Annotated in this window: 14 protein-coding genes; 9 read left to right on the top strand and 5 right to left on the bottom strand. The window is 58.4% G+C overall.

From position 1 onward, the window contains the following. Positions 1 to 27: 27 nt before the first annotated feature. Positions 28 to 1,314 (top strand): replication-associated recombination protein A, encoded by a 1,287-nt coding sequence (locus tag FHU12_RS12915; protein ID WP_049208098.1) that lies wholly within the window; start codon positions 28 to 30, stop codon positions 1,312 to 1,314. Positions 1,315 to 1,423: 109 nt separating this feature from the next. Continuing rightward, positions 1,424 to 2,716: a serine--tRNA ligase gene (gene serS, locus FHU12_RS12910; protein ID WP_141969772.1), complete on the top strand. Its 1,293-nt coding sequence runs from the start codon at positions 1,424 to 1,426 to the stop codon at positions 2,714 to 2,716. Between the two features lie 52 nt (positions 2,717 to 2,768). Here serS and FHU12_RS12905 read toward each other — a convergent pair whose 3' ends face one another. Then, entirely contained in the window at positions 2,769 to 3,134 is a 366-nt protein-coding gene (locus tag FHU12_RS12905) for a DUF1801 domain-containing protein (protein ID WP_141969770.1), read from the bottom strand. A 163-nt stretch (positions 3,135 to 3,297) separates the two neighbouring features. Between FHU12_RS12905 and FHU12_RS12900 the strand changes: the two genes are divergently transcribed. Further along, positions 3,298 to 4,449: an MFS transporter gene (locus FHU12_RS12900; protein WP_033637849.1), complete on the top strand. Its 1,152-nt coding sequence runs from the start codon at positions 3,298 to 3,300 to the stop codon at positions 4,447 to 4,449. A 49-nt stretch (positions 4,450 to 4,498) separates the two neighbouring features. Here the strand turns inward: FHU12_RS12900 and pflA are convergent, their stop codons facing one another. From pflA to ycaO, 4 genes are all read right to left on the bottom strand, one after another. After that, positions 4,499 to 5,239: a pyruvate formate lyase 1-activating protein gene (gene pflA / locus FHU12_RS12895; protein WP_031299859.1), complete on the bottom strand. Its 741-nt coding sequence runs from the start codon at positions 5,237 to 5,239 to the stop codon at positions 4,499 to 4,501. Positions 5,240 to 5,518: 279 nt separating this feature from the next. Then, on the bottom strand, positions 5,519 to 7,801 hold the full coding sequence (pflB, locus tag FHU12_RS12890; protein WP_049208015.1) for a formate C-acetyltransferase: 2,283 nt from the start codon (positions 7,799 to 7,801) through the stop codon (positions 5,519 to 5,521). A gap of 54 nt (positions 7,802 to 7,855) precedes the next feature. Then, positions 7,856 to 8,716: a formate transporter FocA gene (focA, locus tag FHU12_RS12885; protein WP_107227716.1), complete on the bottom strand. Its 861-nt coding sequence runs from the start codon at positions 8,714 to 8,716 to the stop codon at positions 7,856 to 7,858. 462 nt (positions 8,717 to 9,178) lie between these two features. Beyond that, entirely contained in the window at positions 9,179 to 10,942 is a 1,764-nt protein-coding gene (gene ycaO, locus FHU12_RS12880; protein WP_141969768.1) for a 30S ribosomal protein S12 methylthiotransferase accessory factor YcaO, read from the bottom strand. Between the two features lie 148 nt (positions 10,943 to 11,090). Here ycaO and ansB point away from each other — a divergent pair, with 148 nt between their 5' ends. From ansB to ihfB, 6 genes are all read left to right on the top strand, one after another. Further along, on the top strand, positions 11,091 to 12,137 hold the full coding sequence (ansB, locus tag FHU12_RS12875) for an L-asparaginase 2 (RefSeq protein WP_141969766.1): 1,047 nt from the start codon (positions 11,091 to 11,093) through the stop codon (positions 12,135 to 12,137). A 302-nt stretch (positions 12,138 to 12,439) separates the two neighbouring features. Further along, positions 12,440 to 13,525 carry a 3-phosphoserine/phosphohydroxythreonine transaminase gene (gene serC, locus FHU12_RS12870; protein ID WP_141969764.1) on the top strand — a complete coding sequence of 362 codons (1,086 nt, stop codon included), beginning with the start codon at positions 12,440 to 12,442 and terminating at the stop codon, positions 13,523 to 13,525. A gap of 113 nt (positions 13,526 to 13,638) precedes the next feature. Then, entirely contained in the window at positions 13,639 to 14,925 is a 1,287-nt protein-coding gene (gene aroA, locus FHU12_RS12865; RefSeq protein ID WP_141969762.1) for a 3-phosphoshikimate 1-carboxyvinyltransferase, read from the top strand. A gap of 266 nt (positions 14,926 to 15,191) precedes the next feature. Continuing rightward, on the top strand, positions 15,192 to 15,881 hold the full coding sequence (gene cmk / locus FHU12_RS12860; protein ID WP_004928270.1) for a (d)CMP kinase: 690 nt from the start codon (positions 15,192 to 15,194) through the stop codon (positions 15,879 to 15,881). A 184-nt stretch (positions 15,882 to 16,065) separates the two neighbouring features. Further along, on the top strand, positions 16,066 to 17,739 hold the full coding sequence (gene rpsA / locus FHU12_RS12855; RefSeq protein WP_004928267.1) for a 30S ribosomal protein S1: 1,674 nt from the start codon (positions 16,066 to 16,068) through the stop codon (positions 17,737 to 17,739). 62 nt (positions 17,740 to 17,801) lie between these two features. Then, a complete protein-coding gene (gene ihfB / locus FHU12_RS12850; RefSeq protein WP_004928264.1) occupies positions 17,802 to 18,086 on the top strand; it encodes an integration host factor subunit beta in 285 nt (94 codons plus the stop codon). Positions 18,087 to 18,270: the final 184 nt, after the last annotated feature.

Genomic DNA, 18,270 nt, shown 5'->3' with positions numbered 1-18,270 from the left:
AATGAGTTCCAGCCGTTGGCCGCGCGTATGCGGCCGACCACGCTGGCGCAGTATATCGGCCAGCAGCACCTGCTGGCCGCCGGCAAGCCGCTGCCGCGCGCCATCGAGGCCGGGCAGCTGCACTCGATGATTTTATGGGGGCCGCCGGGCACCGGGAAGACGACGCTGGCAGAGCTGATCGGCCGTTACGGTCAGGCGGATGTCGAACGGATCTCCGCCGTGACCTCCGGTATCAAGGAGATCCGCGAGGCGATCGAGCGGGCGCGGCAAAATCGCGACGCCGGCCGCCGCACCATCCTGTTCGTCGACGAAGTGCACCGTTTCAATAAGAGCCAGCAGGACGCTTTCCTGCCGCACATCGAAGACGGCACCATCACCTTTATCGGCGCCACCACCGAAAATCCGTCGTTCGAGCTGAACTCGGCGCTGTTGTCCCGCGCCCGCGTTTACCTGTTGAAGGCGCTGACCGCCGAAGATATCGGCCAGGTGCTGGATCAGGCGATGAGCGACAAGGCGCGCGGCTTTGGCAATCAGAACGTCGAGCTGCCCGCGGAAACGCGCCGCCTGCTGTCCGAGCTGGTGGGCGGCGATGCACGCCGGGCGCTGAACAGCCTGGAAATGATGGCGGACATGGCGGAGATCGATGCCAAAGGCGTGCGGGTGCTGACGCCGGAGCTGCTGAAAGAGGTGTCAGGCGAGCGCAGCGCGCGCTTCGATAACAAGGGCGACCGTTATTACGATCTGATTTCCGCGCTGCATAAATCGGTGCGCGGCTCGGCGCCGGACGCGGCGCTGTATTGGTATGCGCGCATCATTACCGCCGGCGGCGATCCGCTCTACGTGGCGCGCCGTCTGTTGGCGATTGCCTCTGAAGACGTGGGCAACGCCGATCCGCGCGGCATGCAGGTGGCGATCGCCGCCTGGGATTGCTTCACCCGCGTGGGGCCGGCGGAGGGCGAGCGCGCCATCGCGCAGGCGATCGTCTACCTGGCCTGCGCGCCGAAGAGCAACGCGGTCTATACCGCGTTCAAGGCCGCCATGCGCGACGCTAAAGAGCAGGCCGATTATGACGTGCCAGAGCACCTGCGCAATGCGCCGACCAAGCTGATGAAGGAGATGGGGCTGGGGGCGGAGTACCGTTACGCCCACGACGAACCCAACGCCTACGCCGCCGGCGAGAACTATTTCCCGCCCGAAATGGCCAAGACGCGCTACTATCAACCGACCTCGCGCGGGCTTGAAGGGAAAATCGGCGAAAAGTTGGCATGGCTGGCTGAGCAGGATCAAAATAGCCCGACAAAACGCTACCGCTAGCGAGGCCGTTGCGGTAAGGTTAGCGGGTATCACTCTTCTTTTATGCGGCTATAAATCAGCCGCATAGAACAACAACACTTCTTTCAATAACAACAAGCACAGGATTAGCATGCTCGATCCCAATCTGCTGCGTAATGAGCTAGACGCAGTCGCCGTCAAACTGGCTCGCCGAGGCTTTAAACTCGATCTGGATCTGCTGCGTTCGCAGGAAGAACGTCGCAAAGTTCTGCAGGTAGAAACTGAAACGCTGCAAGCGGAACGCAACTCCCGATCGAAATCCATCGGCGCGGCCAAAGCGCGTGGGGAAGACATTGAGCCGCTGCGTCGCGAAGTGAACGAGCTGGGTGACAAGCTGGATGCCGCCAAGGCAGAGCTGGACACGCTGCAGAGCGAGATCCGCGATTACGCCCTGACGCTGCCTAACCTGCCGGACGACGCCGTGCCGGATGGTAAAGACGACAGCGAAAACCTGGAAGTGACCCGCTGGGGCGAACCGCGCCAGTACGACTTCGCGGTGCGCGATCACGTCGATCTGGGCGAAATGGCCGGCGGGCTGGATTTTGCCGCCGCAGTTAAGTTGACCGGTTCGCGCTTCGTGGTCATGAAAGGGCAAATCGCCCGCATGCACCGCGCGCTGTCCCAGTTCATGCTGGATCTGCACACCGAGCAGCACGGCTACCTGGAGGCCTATGTGCCTTACCTGGTCAACCACGCCACGCTGTACGGCACCGGCCAGCTGCCGAAGTTCGGCGAAGACCTGTTCCATACCCGTCCGCTGGAAGAAGAAGCCGACAGCAGCAACTACGCGCTGATCCCAACGGCGGAAGTGCCGTTGACCAACCTGGTGCGCGACGAGATTGTGGAAGAGGAATCTCTGCCGCTGAAGATGACCGCGCACACGCCATGCTTCCGTGCCGAAGCCGGTTCTTACGGCCGCGACACCCGCGGTTTGATCCGCATGCACCAGTTCGACAAGGTTGAGATGGTGCAGGTAGTTCGTCCGGAAGATTCGATGGATGCCCTGGAAGAGCTGACCGGCCACGCGGAAAAAGTGCTGCAGCTGCTGAACCTGCCTTACCGCAAGGTGCTGCTGTGCACCGGCGACATGGGCTTCGGCGCATGCAAAACCTACGATCTGGAAGTGTGGCTGCCGGCGCAGGATACCTACCGCGAGATCTCGTCCTGCTCCAACATGTGGGATTTCCAGGCGCGTCGCATGCAGGCGCGCTGCCGTAGCAAAGCCGACAAGAAACCGCGTTTGGTTCACACGCTGAACGGCTCCGGCCTGGCGGTTGGTCGTACGCTGGTGGCGGTGCTGGAAAACTACCAGCAGGCCGACGGGCGTATTCAGGTGCCTGAAGTGCTGCGTCCTTATATGGGCGGCCTGGAATACATCGGTTAAACGGCAAACCACGAGAAAAAGCGCCTGCGGGCGCTTTTTTTATGTCGAGAATTCAGTCTGTCGCCAGCGCGTAAGCCTGTTGAATGTAGTCCGCCAGATGCTTGCTTTTCACCTCGCCGGGCGAGTGGAGTTTGATGTGCCGCCGATACTGGCCGCTGCCTTCGAGCTGATGATGGCCGTCTGCCAGCCGGTAGCCGTGGCCGAACTCCACCGTGACGTGGTGGCGGTAGGCGAAAACGCCGCAGAAAAATTGGCTATGCGAGAACATGATGCCGCCGTATTTGACCGATTCGGTGACGCCGTTGCCGCTCGCCGCCGCGATCCGGCGCACCTGCTGCACGATGGCCAATAGCTCACCGTGCGTGCTGCCGATGTCCGCCAGCAGGGCCTCTACCGCCGCATCATTTGCCTGATTCATCCTGTCTCTCCATCGTCAAATCCGCTCTGCGCTCAGCATAGCGCTTTTTCAGCCGGTTAGCCGGAAACAAATCGTGCGGTGAAATGATAAGAGGCGATTGACTTTTTTATCGCCAGTGGCATGATGCGCGCACTCTCATTGCGCGTTCGGTCACAATTTCACTATGTCCGCATACTCCCGCCCAGTGCTCTTATTGCTCTGCGGCCTCTTGCTGCTCACGGTATCCATTGCCGTTTTGAATACGCTCGTGCCTCTTTGGTTAACGCATGCTCAGCTGTCGACCTGGCAGGTGGGAATGGTCAGCTCCTCTTATTTCAGCGGCAACCTGTTGGGCACGCTGGTGGCGGGCAAACTGATCCAGCGCGTCGGCTTTACCCGCAGCTATCATCTTTCTTGCCTGGTGTTCGCCGCCGCGACCGCCGGCATGGTGCTGTCGATCGATTTTTGGAGCTGGCTGGGCTGGCGTTTCTTCGCCGGCGTCGGCTGCGCCTGGATCTGGGTGATCGTGGAGAGCGCGCTGTTGCGCAGCGGCAACCTGAGCAACCGCGGCCAGCTGCTGGCGGCTTATATGATCGTTTATTACCTCGGTACGGTGACCGGCCAATTGCTGTTGAGCATGACTTCGACGGAATTGCTGCATGTGGTGCCGTGGGTGACCGCCATTGTGATCAGCGCGATGTTGCCGATGCTGTTTGCGCGGGTCAACCGCCATGAAGACGAGCCGCAGCAGGCGGCGGTGTGGACAATGCTGAGACGCCGCAGCGCGCGCCTCGGCATCAATGGCTGCATCATCTCCGGCATCGTGCTCGGTTCACTGTATGGCCTGATGCCGCTGTACCTCTCCCATCAGGGCATGAGCGACGCCAACGTCGGTTACTGGATGGCGCTGCTGGTCAGCTCCGGCATCGTCGGGCAATGGCCGGTCGGGCGCCTGGCCGATCGCTACGGGCGCCTGCTGGTGCTGCGCATTCAGGTGTTCGTGGTGATCCTCGCCAGCGTGGCGATGCTCGGCAACTACGCCATGGCGCCTTCGCTGTTCATCCTCGGCTGCGCCGGCTTTACCCTGTATCCGGTGGCGATGTCCTGGGCCTGCGAGAAGGCGCTGCCGCATGAGTTGGTGGCGATGAACCAGGCGCTGTTGATGAGCTACACCATCGGTAGCCTGCTGGGGCCATCGATGACGGCGCTGCTGATGCAAAACTACTCCGACCGCGTGCTGTTCGTGATGATTGCCGCTGTGGCGCTGGTTTACCTGCTGATGCTGCTGAAAAAGCAGAAGCCGGATCACCATCACACGCCATTCGCCGCCGCCTGAGCATAAAAAAACCGGCCTTGAGCCGGTTTTTTCTTTTGGCGTGCGCCAATCAGTAAATCACTTTGTGGCCGTAACTTTCCAGGATGCCTTTGACGCGATCCATCGTCTCGGCCTTCGGCGGATGTACGCCGTCCAGTTTGTACTCTTCCCCCATCGCTATCCATTTATGCTTGCCCAGTTCGTGGTAGGGCAGCAGCTCGATTTTCTCGATGTTGGTCATGTCCTTGGTGAACTCGCCCAGCAGGTGTGCCGACTTATCGTCGTCTGACCAACCCGGCACCACCACGTAGCGGATCCAGGTGCGCTGATTGCGTTTCGCCAGGTAGCGGGCGAATTCCAGCGTGCGGTGGTTGGAGACGCCGACCAGGTTCTGGTGGATCTCGTCGTTCATCTGTTTCAGATCCAGCATCACCAGATCGGTGGTGTCCAGCAGCTCGTCGATCACCGGATCGTAGCGGCGCACGAAGCCATTGGTGTCCAGGCAGGTGTTGATGCCTTCGGCATGGCAGGCGCGGAACCAGTCGCGCACGAATTCAGCCTGCAGGATCGCCTCGCCGCCGGACGCGGTCACGCCGCCGCCGGAGGCATTCATGAAGTGGCGATAGGCCACCGCGTCTTTCATCAGCTCTTCGACGGTCACTTCTTTGCCGCCGTGGGTGTCCCAGGTATCGCGGTTATGGCAATAGAGGCAGCGCATCAGGCAGCCCTGGAAGAAGACGATAAAGCGGATCCCGGGCCCATCGACGGTGCCGCAGGATTCGAAGGAGTGGATGCGACCAGTTACTGACATTGCGGGGTTTTCTCCAATATTGACTGTCAAACGCAGTCTAAAAATAGGCGCGTGGCCGCCGGCCAGGTATCTGCGATGCAGCAGCGGGTGGAACCGCCGCCGGGGGTAATGATGCCTGTCGGCCGGTCAGTTGCCGGATAACTGTTTTGCCGGCTATCCATTCATTATAGATGTCCGGCAAAACAGACTCTACAGAGTCAGGGGAGAGCGGTGGGAGAAAAGGGCCGGCAGAACCGGCCCTGACGTTGGCACCGGGCGGTTTCCCACCCGGTTGGCGTATTACATCGTTTGAGTGAAGGTACGAGTAATGACGTCCTGCTGTTGCTCTTTGGTCAGCGAGTTGAAGCGCACGGCGTAACCGGAAACACGGATGGTCAGCTGAGGGTATTTCTCAGGGTTTTCCATCGCGTCCAGCAGCATTTCGCGGTTCATTACGTTGACGTTCAGGTGCTGGCCGCCTTCGATGGAGGCTTCATGGTGGAAGTAACCATCCATCAGGCCCGCCAGGTTGGCTTTACGCACGTCGTCGTCTTTACCCAGCGCGTTAGGCACGATGGAGAAGGTGTAGGAGATCCCGTCTTTCGCGTAGGCAAACGGCAGTTTGGCTACCGAGGTCAGGGAGGCTACTGCGCCTTTCTGGTCGCGGCCGTGCATCGGGTTGGCACCTGGGCCGAACGGTGCGCCGGCGCGGCGGCCATCCGGGGTGTTACCGGTTTTCTTACCGTACACCACGTTGGAGGTGATGGTCAGTACGGACTGAGTCGGTACCGCATTGCGGTAGGTGCGCAGTTTCTGAATTTTCTTCATGAAACGTTCCACCAGGTCGCAAGCGATGTCATCGACGCGGGCGTCGTTGTTACCGAACTGCGGATACTCGCCTTCCACTTTGAAGTCGATAGCCAGGCCGTCTTCGTCGCGAATGGTGGTGACTTTCGCGTACTTGATGGCAGACAGGGAGTCGGCCGCCACGGACAGGCCGGCGATGCCGCAAGCCATGGTGCGATAAACGTCACGGTCATGCAGCGCCATCAGCGCAGCTTCGTAGCTGTACTTGTCGTGCATGTAGTGAATGATGTTCAGTGCGGTCACGTACTGCTTGGCCAGCCAATCCATAAAGTGGTCCATGCGCGCCATGACTTTGTCATAGTCCAGCACTTCGTCCATCATCGGCGCTTCTTTCGGGCCGACCTGCATTTTCAGTTTTTCGTCAACGCCGCCGTTGATGGCATACAGCATGGTTTTCGCCAGGTTGGCGCGGGCGCCGAAGAACTGCATTTGTTTGCCGACGATCATCGGGCTGACGCAGCAAGCGATGGCGTAGTCATCGTTGTTGAAGTCAGGGCGCATCAGGTCGTCGTTTTCGTACTGAACGGAAGAGGTGTCGATGGACACTTTGGCCGCGAATTTCTTGAAGTTCAGCGGCAGCTTCTCAGACCACAGGATGGTCATGTTCGGCTCCGGAGACGGCCCCATGGTGTACAGGGTGTTCAGGAAGCGGAAGCTGTTTTTGGTGACCAGGGTGCGGCCGTCGACGCCCATGCCGGCCAGGGATTCTGTCGCCCAGATTGGGTCGCCGGAGAACAGTTCATCGTACTCAGGGGTACGCAGGAAGCGCACCATACGCAGTTTCATCACCAGGTGGTCGATCAGTTCCTGCGCTTGTTCTTCGGTCAGTTTGCCCGCCTTGATGTCGCGCTCGATGAACACGTCGAGGAAGGTGGACACGCGGCCGAAGGACATGGCGGCGCCGTTCTGGGATTTCACCGCGGCCAGGTAGCCGAAGTAGGTCCACTGTACCGCTTCTTGCGCGTTAGTGGCCGGGCCGGAGATGTCGTAACCGTATTTGGCGGCCATCTCTTTGATCTGAGCCAGAGCGCGGTGCTGTTCAGCGATCTCTTCGCGCAGCTGGATGGTCATTTCCAGATCTTCGCCGTTTTCCAGTTTTTCCTGCAGCGATTTGAACTGGTTCAGCTTGTCGGCCATCAGGAAGTCGATACCGTACAGCGCCACGCGGCGGTAGTCGCCGATGATGCGGCCACGGCCGTAGGCATCTGGCAGACCGGTCAGCACGCCGGATTTACGGCAGTTCAGGATGTCTTTGGTGTAAACGTCGAATACGCCCTGGTTGTGGGTTTTACGGTATTCGGTGAACACTTTTTTCAGCTGCGGATCCAGCTCGCGGCCGTACACTTTGCACGAACCTTCGACCATTTTGATGCCGCCGAACGGGATCAGCGCGCGTTTCAGAGGGGCGTCGGTCTGCAGACCGACGATGGTTTCCAGCTCTTTGGCGATGTAACCCGCGTCGTGAGAAGTGATGGTTGCAGCAACGTTGGTGTCGAAATCAACCGGCGCGTGAGTGCGGTTTTCCAGTTTGATCCCTTCCATAACCTTGTCCCACAAGGTGGTGGTGGCTTGAGTTGCGCCAGCCAGGAAGGATTCGTCACCCTCATAAGGCGTGTAGTTTTTCTGGATGAAGTCACGAACGTTGACTTCATTCTGCCAGTCACCCTTGCTGAAACCTTCCCAAGCGTTGGCTAATTTCTCGTTAAGTTCGGTCATTGTACACCTACCTTTGATTGTGGATTTCTAACTCTGCACGCGGTAACTCACAGCTTAGTGCTGTTCGCGGCCCCCGCGCAGATAAATTACCCAGTAAGTCAACCCAACCAGCAGGCCGCCGCCGATGATGTTGCCGATGGTGACCGGAATCAGGTTGTCGATGATGAAATTGCTTACTGTCAGATGAGCGAATTGCTCAGGTACCGCCCCTACGGCTTGCCAGAACTCCGGCGTGGCGAAGTGTTTGACCACGATGCCCATAGGGATCATAAACATGTTGGCGATGCTGTGTTCGAAACCGCTGGCGACAAACATCCCGACCGGCAGCACCATGGCGAACATCTTATCGGTCAGGGTGCGGCCGGAGTAGCTCATCCAGACCGCCAGGCAGACCATCAGGTTAGCCAGAATGCCGAGGCACACGGCTTCGATAAAGGTGTGATGCAGCTTGTGGTCTGCGGTTTGCAGGACATTCAGGCCCCACTGGCCATTAGCGACCATATACTCGCCGGAGAACCAGATCAGCGCCACGAAGAACAGTGCGCCAACCAAATTGCCGAGATAAACGTTCAGCCAGTTGGCGCCCAGCTGGCCCCAGCTGATGCGGCCGCTGGCCTTGGCGATGACGATAAGTACGGTAGAGGTGAACAGGTCGGCGCCCGACACCACCACCAGCATTAACCCGAGAGAGAAGCAGATGCCGCCGACCAGTTTCGCCAGCCCGAAAGGCACGCCGGCGGTGCCGGTGGTCGCCGTGATGTAGAAGACGAAGGCGATGGAAATGAAGACACCGGCGGTGATCGCCAAATAAAACGTTTTCAGCGGATGTTTGGTGGCTTTATACACGCCGGCATCTTCAGCGATTTTCGCCGTGGCCGCAGGTAAAATCAGATCGAAGGGGCTGTCAGTTTTCAAACTAACTCTCGCTCTTAAGGGTTAAAACAACGCAATGAGATACTAGCAAAGCAGTATAGGGGAAAATTTGATTTGGATCATAAGGCGGGGAAGTAGAGCGGCAAAATGACGTGTTTTTTGTGTGGTTTTTGTGGTTAATTTATTGATTTTTATATAAAAACATTTTTTTAATGTTTGCAATTTTTTTTGAATTCACTGAGTGGAGGGGATGAAGTAAAGTTAAATTTTTAGGCGTTTTGTCGCCGCGCAGCGCTGAAAGTTTAATTATCGGTTAATTATTATTTCACCGTCCGGCAACAATTGACGGTTTATTTATTTTTATGGTCGTTTAACCGCCTATTTTCCGGCGAGAAAATAAAACCGAAAGCGTTGAAATAAACCGCAGAAATGAAAACGCCGCAACGGAGTGCGGCGTTTGGCAACAAGGGGTACTCCCAACGTGGCAGTATCCCCTGACGATGCTTAGGCTTTGGCCCAGTGGCGGCGTTTGGCCGCCTGCAGCTTCTCGTAGGCCGCCAGCAGCGCCTGATGGGCCGGCAGCGCCTTCAAATCGGCATCGACGGCGAACAGCCCGTTGAAGCGCGCTTCACCGCTGATGGCGGCGGAGGCGGCGTCGACCGCTTCCTGGCCGTACATCTTCACGAACGCGGTGTAGTACTGCGCCGCTTCGCGTTCAGGCTCCTGCGCCAGCAGCAGCAGCGTTTGCAGGCAGCGGTAGTAGTTGCTGCGCGCCGGGCTCAGCACCGAGGCATTGAAGTCCTGCGTCCATTCGGTCCAGATCAGCGCCTGATCCAGATCGCCGCCCGCCAGCGCCAGCATCGACTTCAGCTCGCCCACGCGCAGGGTATGCCAGGCGTTGTCTTTGCCGCTGGCAATGCCCAGCAGTTCGCGTACGCGGGTGAAATCGTCCAGCCCTTCGTCGTCCAGTTGCTCGATCAGCGCCAGGTACTCTTCCGGTTGCCACTCGCTGCCCGGCAGCGCCAGCAGAGTATCGCGCAGGTGCGCGCCCATGCTGTTGTTGGCCAGCAGCAGATCTTCTGCCGGGTAAATGTCGGACATACCCGGCACGATGATGCGGCAAGCATAGACGCCCAGGTGCTCGTAGTCGGCGATGTACACTTCCGCGTCTTCTTTGTCGAAGATGCTCATCAGGGTGGCGAACTCTTCCTGCGTGCTGCCGCTGAAGCTCCAGTCAACGAACGGATAGTCCGCGTCCTGTTTGAACAGATCCCAGGAGATCAGGCCGCTGGAGTCGATGAAGTGCGTTTCCAGGTTGGTGTGTTCCGCCACTTCTTCGTCATCGAAGGTCGGCGCGGTGAACACGTCGAGATCTTTCAGGCTGCGGCCCTGCAGCAGTTCGGTTACCGTGCGCTCCAGAGCCACGCCGAAGTCCGGGTGCGCGCCGAACGAGGCGAAGCAGGTGCCGTTGGTCGGGTTGAACAGCACCACGCAAATGACCGGGTAGTTGCCGCCCAGCGAGGCGTCATAGGAGAGGATCGGGAAACCTTCCTCTTCCAGCTTGGCGATGGCTTCCACCACGCCCGGGTAACGGTTCAGCACCTCGTCCGGGATCGCCGGCAGGCTGATGGATTCGGCGATGATGCGGTTTTTCACATAGCGCTCGAACACTTCCGACAGGCCCTGCACGCGCGCTTCGTTGGCGGTATTGCCGGCGGACATGCCGTTGGAAACATACAGGTTACCGATGATATTCATCGGGATGTACACGGTTTGCTGGTCGGACTGACGGGTAAACGGCAGCGCGCACACGCCGCGATCGGCATTGCCGGATTGCAGATCGACAAGATCGCTGGCGCTCAGCTCTTGCTGCGGATCGTAGAAGGCGTGCAGGCGTTCGTCGAGGATGCCGGTCGGCAGCGCGTCGTCTTCAGGGATTGGGAACCATTTCTCATTCGGGTAGTGCACGAAGTCGCCTTCGGCGATCTGCCGGCCCAAATAGAAATCGGCGAAGAAGTAGTTGGTGGACAGGCGCTCGAAATATTCACCCAGCGCGGAGGCCAGCGCGGCTTTTTTGCTGGCGCCTTTGCCGTTGGTGAAGCACAGCGGGCAATCGCGATCGCGAATGTGCACCGACCACACGTGCGGCACCGGGTTCAGCCAGGAGGCCTCTTCGATGTTGAAACCGAGATCGCTCAGTTTCTGCTGGAAACGGGCGATGGAGTCTTCCAGGGCGGCGTCTTTACCGGGGATAAAAGTTTGCGTCATTGTCTTCACTTTTTGCGCGTACTAAAAACGCGCAATGATACGGGGTTTTACGCTGGAGCTCCACGTATTCCTAAAGCGGCGGCAAAGTCACAGTTTTTTTAAGGATAAAGGCCATAATTCAGCGAGTTATCTGTCACGGAGAAATCTAATGAAATCAGTGAAACTCAGCGCGTTAACCCTCCTGTTGACCGGCTTCAGCGCCTCGGCGCTGGCGCTGCCCAACATCACTCTGCTGGCGACCGGCGGCACCATCGCCGGCGGCGGCGATTCGGCGACGAAGTCCAACTATACGGCGGGCAAGCTGGGCGTCGAGGCGTTGGTCGATGCGGTGCCGGCGCTGAAAAACATCGCCAACGTGCAGGGGGAGCAGGTGGTGAACATCGGTTCGCAGGACATGAACGATCGGGTCTGGCTGACGCTGGCGAAGAAAATTGACGCCGACTGCGGCAAGACCGACGGCTTCGTCATCACCCACGGCACCGATACGCTGGAAGAGACGGCCTATTTCCTCGATCTGACGGTGAAGTGCGACAAACCGGTGGTGCTGGTGGGGGCGATGCGGCCGGCGACGGCGATGAGCGCCGACGGCCCGTTCAACTTGTATAACGCAGTGGTGACGGCGGCGGATCCGCAATCGGCCAACCGCGGGGTGCTGGTGGCGATGAACGACAGCGTGCTGGACGCGCGCGACGTCACCAAGACCAACACCACCGCCGTGCAGACCTTCCAGTCGCCAAACTTCGGCCCGCTCGGGTATATCCATAACGGCAAGGTCGATTACCAGCGATCGCCGCAGCGCAAGCATACCCGGGATACGCCGTTCGATATCAGCAAGCTGAACGAACTGCCGAAGGTCGGCATCGTCTACAACTATGCCAACGCTTCCGATGCGCCGGCCAAGGCGCTGATCGCCGAAGGCTACCAGGGCATCGTCAGCGCCGGAGTCGGCAACGGCAACCTGTATAAAACGGTGTTCGACACCCTGGCGACGGCGGCGCACAACGGTGTGGCGGTGGTGCGTTCATCGCGCGTGCCGACCGGCGCCACCACCGAAGATGCGGAAGTGGACGACGCCAAGTACGGCTTCGTCGCCGCCGGCACGCTGAATCCGCAAAAAGCGCGCATTCTGCTGCAGCTGGCGCTGACGCAAACCAAAGATGCGAAGCAAATCCAGCAGATGTTCAATCAGTACTGATCGCTTTCTCTTCTGCGGGGGCCGACCGGGCTTCCGCAGCCATCTTGGCTGAATACAGCATAAAACACCGCGTTAACCCGCTGAATTTCCCCATGTCGCAGGGTTTTATCGTCCAAATAATCGCGACGGCCGCAGAGCCTGTCATCACCCGGCGCGGCCGTTTGCCGCCGACGGGCGAATAAGCGTTGCAGCCATGGGGCGTGAGTGATAAAACCGATGGGTTGGTTAACGCGAGCGTTAACTTCGGGCGTCTTTTCGACAGGTCGCTTTTCTGCGGCGAACAGTGAATGTGGTGAGGGGAAATGACTCAGGTTTATAATTTTAGCTCTGGCCCGGCGATGCTGCCGGTGGAAGTGTTGCGTCGTGCGGAACAGGAACTGTGCAACTGGCACGGGCTGGGCACGTCAGTGATGGAGATCAGTCACCGCAGCAAAGAATTCATCGCCGTTGCCGAGCAGGCGGAACAGGATCTGCGCGATCTGCTGAAAGTCCCCTCCAACTATAAAGTGCTGTTTTGCCACGGCGGCGCCCGCGGGCAGTTCGCCGCGCTGCCGCTGAACCTGTTGGGCGACAAGGCCACCGCCGACTATATCGACGGCGGCTATTGGGCGCACAGCGCCATCAAGGAAGCGGAAAAGTATTGCACCCCGAACGTCATCGACGTGAAAACCCGTATCGATGGCCTGAGCGGCATCAAGCCGATGAAAGCGTGGCAGCTCAGCGACGACGCGGCTTATGTGCACTATTGCCCGAATGAGACCATCGACGGCGTGGCCATCGATGAAACGCCGGACTTCGGCGACAAGGTGGTGATCGGCGATTACTCCTCGACCATCCTGTCCCGCCCGCTCGACGTCAGCCGTTTCGGCGTGATTTACGCCGGCGCGCAGAAAAATATCGGCCCGGCCGGCCTGACGCTGGTGATCGTACGTGACGATCTGCTGGGCAAGGCGCGTAAAGAAGTGCCGTCTATCCTCGATTACACCGTGCTGGCCGAGAACGACTCGATGTTCAACACCCCGCCAACCTTCGCCTGGTACCTGTCCGGGCTGGTGTTCAAATGGCTGAAAGAGCAGGGTGGCCTGGTGGAGATGCAAAAACGCAATCAGGCCAAGGCCGAGCTGCTGTACGCGACCATCGATAAATCCGACTTCTACCGCAGCCAGGTGGCGATTGCCAACCGTTCCTGGATGAACGTGCCGTTCCAGCTGGCCGATGCGGCGCTGGACAAGGTGTTCCTCAGCGAAGCCGAGGCTATCGGCCTGCAGGCGCTGAAAGGCCACCGGGTAGTTGGCGGCATGCGCGCTTCTATTTACAATGCCATGCCGCTGGCCGGCGTGCAGGCGCTGACCGACTTCATGACCGACTTCGAACGTCGTCACGGTTGATACCGTCAGCCCGCCCGGCGCGGGCTGCTCAGGCTGTTGTCCTTTTGCATTAAAGCGGCTCCGGCATTATTCCGGAGCCGTTTCGTTTATCAGAATTGGAGAGTTTTGTTCACATGGTGGATTCCCTGACGTTACACCCGGTCGCCCTGGTCAATGGCACCGTCAACTTACCCGGCTCCAAGAGCGTTTCTAACCGCGCTCTGTTGCTGGCTGCGCTGGCGAAAGGCACGACCCGGCTGACCAACCTGCTGGACAGCGACGACGTGCGTCATATGCTGAACGCCCTGCAGGCGTTGGGCGTGAACTATCAGCTTTCCGCCGATCGCACCGTATGCGAAGTGACCGGCGTGGCCGGGCCGCTGGTGGCCGAGCAGCCGTTGGAACTGTTCCTCGGCAACGCCGGGACGGCGATGCGCCCATTGGCGGCGGCGCTGTGCCTCGGCGAAGGCGACGTGGTGTTGACCGGCGAACCGCGCATGAAAGAGCGCCCGATCGGCCATCTGGTGGACGCGTTGCGCCAGGGCGGGGCGCAGATTGATTATCTCGAGCAGACCGATTACCCGCCGATTCGCCTGCGCGGCGGCTTCCAGGGCGGCGACGTCACCGTTGACGGCAGCGTCTCCAGCCAGTTCCTGACCGCGTTGCTGATGACTGCGCCGCTGGCGCCGCAGGATACGCAGATCCACATCAAGGGCGAGCTGGTTTCCAAGCCGTACATCGACATCACGTTGCATCTGATGCGCACCTTCGGCGTATCGGTGAGTCACAACAACTACCGGGTGTTCCATATCCAGGGGCGCCAGACGTATATCGCGCCGGGCGATTACCTGGTTGAGGGCGACGCATCTTCCGCCTCTTACTTCCTGGCGGCGGCGGCTATCAAGGGCGGCACCGTGCGGGTGACCGGCATCGGCCGCAAAAGCGTGCAGGGCGACACCAAATTTGCCGACGTGCTGGAGAAAATGGGCGCGCGCATTACCTGGGGCGACGATTTCATCGAGTGCAGCCGCGGTGAACTGCGCGGCATCGACATGGACATGAACCACATTCCGGACGCGGCGATGACCATCGCCACCGCAGCGCTGTTCGCCGAGGGGCCGACCACCATCCGCAATATCTACAACTGGCGGGTGAAGGAGACCGACCGCCTGGCGGCGATGGCCACCGAGCTGCGTAAAGTGGGGGCGGAAGTGGACGAAGGCGAAGACTACATTCACGTCGTGCCGCCGGCCAAACTGCAGTTTGCCGAGATCGGCACCTACAACGATCACCGCATGGCGATGTGTTTCTCGCTGGTGGCGCTGTCGGATACTCCGGTCACCATTCTCGATCCGAAATGCACCGCGAAAACCTTCCCGGACTATTTCGAACAGCTGGCGCGCATCAGCCAGCCGGCGTAACCCGTCAAATCGTTTATTTTAAGGCCCCTTTGTGGGCCTTTATCGTTTTTAACCTTTGGCGACCGGCGTTTCTTCTATACTTTTTCGCGGTTGTGCGCTTATTTTCAACAACCGGACAGTTCCAGGGTAACAGATCGCCGTAGGGCAGCGTATAATACGCCACCGTATTTGCCCCTGATTGGGCGGGTGGCAGAGAGTGCGGCGCGCGGGCTGTGAGCCAAAGCGCGCCGTGTCTCTGTGAGGTTTTCTACCTGAAGGAGAGAGAAATGACGGCTACAGCCCCGGTGATAACCGTTGATGGACCAAGTGGCGCAGGCAAAGGCACGCTGTGTAAAGCGTTGGCCGAGTCCCTTGGTTGGCGTTTGCTGGACTCCGGCGCGATCTATCGCGTGCTGGCGCTGGCGGCGTTGCATCATCAGGTGGATATCACTTCTGAGGAAGCGCTGGTTCCGCTGGCCGCACATCTCGATGTTCGCTTCGTTGCCCAGGACGGCAAGCTGCAGGTGATTTTGGAAGGTGAGGACGTCAGCAATGAGATCCGCACCGAAACCGTCGGCAACACCGCGTCGCAAGCGGCGGCGTTTCCGCGCGTGCGCGAGGCGTTGCTGCGCCGCCAGCGCGCATTCCGCGAGGCGCCCGGCCTGATCGCCGACGGTCGCGATATGGGCACGGTGGTGTTCCCGGACGCGCCGGTCAAGATTTTCCTCGACGCCAGCTCGGAGGAGCGCGCGCACCGCCGCATGCTGCAGTTGCAGGAGAAGGGCTTTAATGTTAACTTTGAACGTCTTTTAGCCGAGATAAAGGAACGGGACGACCGTGACCGTAATCGGCCTATCGCGCCTCTGGTGCCCGCTTCTGACGCCCTCGTGCTGGATTCTACCAGCATGTCGATCGAAGAAGTGATCCGGCAGGCGTTGACGTATGCACAGAAAGTGTTGGCGTTGCCGCAGCAATAAGCGCGGCGGCGCTATTGGCTTTTTGTCATATTTGTCATAGCGGTATCGCAATATATCGGGTAAAATTTTACCCCTGTAACCTTAAACCCTGTCGGCATGGAGCCAATGGCGGGGTATGTGAAACAACCCCATTCGGCGGGACGCTAAATGGACGTTAAACTAAAGAACCCTGAAGATTAACAACATGACTGAATCTTTCGCTCAACTCTTTGAAGAATCCTTAAAAGAAATCGAAACCCGCCCGGGTTCCATCGTTCGTGGCGTCGTTGTTGCTATCGACAAAGATATCGTACTGGTTGACGCCGGTCTGAAATCTGAGTCTGCCATCCCGGCTGAGCAATTCAAAAACGCCCAAGGCGAGCTGGAAATCCAGGTTGGTGACGAAGTTGACGTTGCTCTGGATGCTGTTGAAGACGGCTTCGGTGAAACCCTGCTGTCCCGTGAGAAAGCTAAGCGTCACGAAGCTTGGATCACGCTGGAAAAAGCCTACGAAGAAGCTGAGACTGTAACCGGTGTTATCAACGGCAAAGTGAAGGGTGGCTTCACCGTCGAGCTGAACGGCATCCGCGCGTTCCTGCCAGGTTCCCTGGTTGACGTGCGTCCGGTACGTGACACTCTGCACCTGGAAGGCAAAGAGCTTGAGTTCAAAGTCATCAAGCTGGATCAGAAGCGCAACAACGTTGTCGTTTCTCGCCGTGCGGTTATCGAATCCGAGAACAGCGCTGAGCGCGATCAACTGCTGGAAAACCTGCAGGAAGGCATGGAAGTTAAAGGTATCGTTAAGAACCTCACTGACTACGGTGCATTCGTTGATCTGGGCGGCGTAGACGGCCTGCTGCACATCACTGACATGGCTTGGAAACGCGTTAAGCACCCAAGCGAAATCGTCAATGTTGGCGATGAAATCACTGTTAAAGTGCTGAAGTTCGACCGCGAGCGTACTCGTGTCTCCCTGGGCCTGAAACAGCTGGGCGAAGATCCATGGGTTGCTATCGCGAAACGTTACCCAGAAGGCACCAAGCTGACTGGTCGTGTAACCAACCTGACTGATTACGGCTGCTTCGTAGAAATCGAAGAAGGCGTTGAAGGTCTGGTACACGTTTCTGAAATGGATTGGACCAACAAAAACATCCATCCGTCCAAAGTTGTTAACGTGGGCGATGTAGTGGAAGTGATGGTTCTGGACATCGATGAAGAACGTCGTCGTATCTCCCTGGGCCTGAAGCAGTGCAAATCCAACCCATGGCAGCAGTTCGCAGAAACCCACAACAAGGGCGACCGCGTTGAAGGTAAAATCAAGTCTATCACTGACTTCGGTATCTTCATCGGCCTGGACGGCGGCATCGACGGCCTGGTTCACCTGTCTGACATCTCCTGGAACGTTGCAGGCGAAGAAGCAGTACGTGAATACAAGAAAGGCGACGAAATCGCTGCGGTTGTTCTGCAAGTTGACGCAGAGCGCGAGCGTATCTCCCTGGGCGTGAAGCAACTGGCTGAAGACCCGTTCAATAACTACCTGTCTATGAACAAGAAAGGTGCTATTGTTACTGGTAAAGTCACTGCAGTTGACGCCAAAGGTGCTACAGTTGAATTGGCAGGCGGCGTAGAAGGTTACCTGCGTGCATCTGAAGCCTCTCGCGACCGCATTGAAGATGCAACTCTGGTTCTGAACGTAGGTGACGAAGTTGAAGCTAAATTCACCGGCGTTGACCGTAAGAACCGCGTTGTAAGCCTGTCCGTACGTGCTAAGGACGAAGCTGACGAGAAAGACGCCATCGCTACTGTTAACAACAAACAGGAAGAAGGCAACTTCTCTAACGCAATGGCTGAAGCTTTCAAAGCGGCTAAAGGCGAGTAATGACGGGGGGCGGTTTCTGACCGCCCCGATACGGTAGTTTAGCTGCAAAGCTTGGAGGTACTATGACCAAGTCTGAACTTATTGAAAGACTTGCTGGCCAGCAATCTCATATTCCGGCGAAGGCCGTTGAGGATGCAGTGAAAGAGATGCTTGAGCACATGGCCGCAACGCTGGCCGAGGGCGAACGCATTGAGATCCGCGGATTCGGCAGTTTTTCTCTTCACTACCGTGCCCCGCGTGTAGGCCGCAACCCGAAAACCGGTGACAAAGTTGAGCTGGACGGCAAGTACGTTCCTCACTTCAAACCAGGCAAAGAGTTGCGTGACCGCGCCAATATCTATGGCTAGTCGCTGACTGCTCATAGCGTTGTTGCTTGTAAAGAATATAAAACGGTGCCTTTAAGGCGCCGTTTTTTTTCGCCTGCGATTTCTCCACGATACGCTCGTGAATTGCGTACTGCGCCGCATTTGCGGTGTGGCTGCAACATAGCCCTCTCTTATCCTGCCATGTTCACCGCATCTTCGTTAAAGC

Source organism: Serratia marcescens (genome assembly GCF_006715005.1).
Classification (GTDB): domain Bacteria; phylum Pseudomonadota; class Gammaproteobacteria; order Enterobacterales; family Enterobacteriaceae; genus Serratia; species Serratia montpellierensis.
Note: the sequence above shows the minus strand (reverse complement) of the source record. Positions and strands in the feature narration are given on the sequence as shown.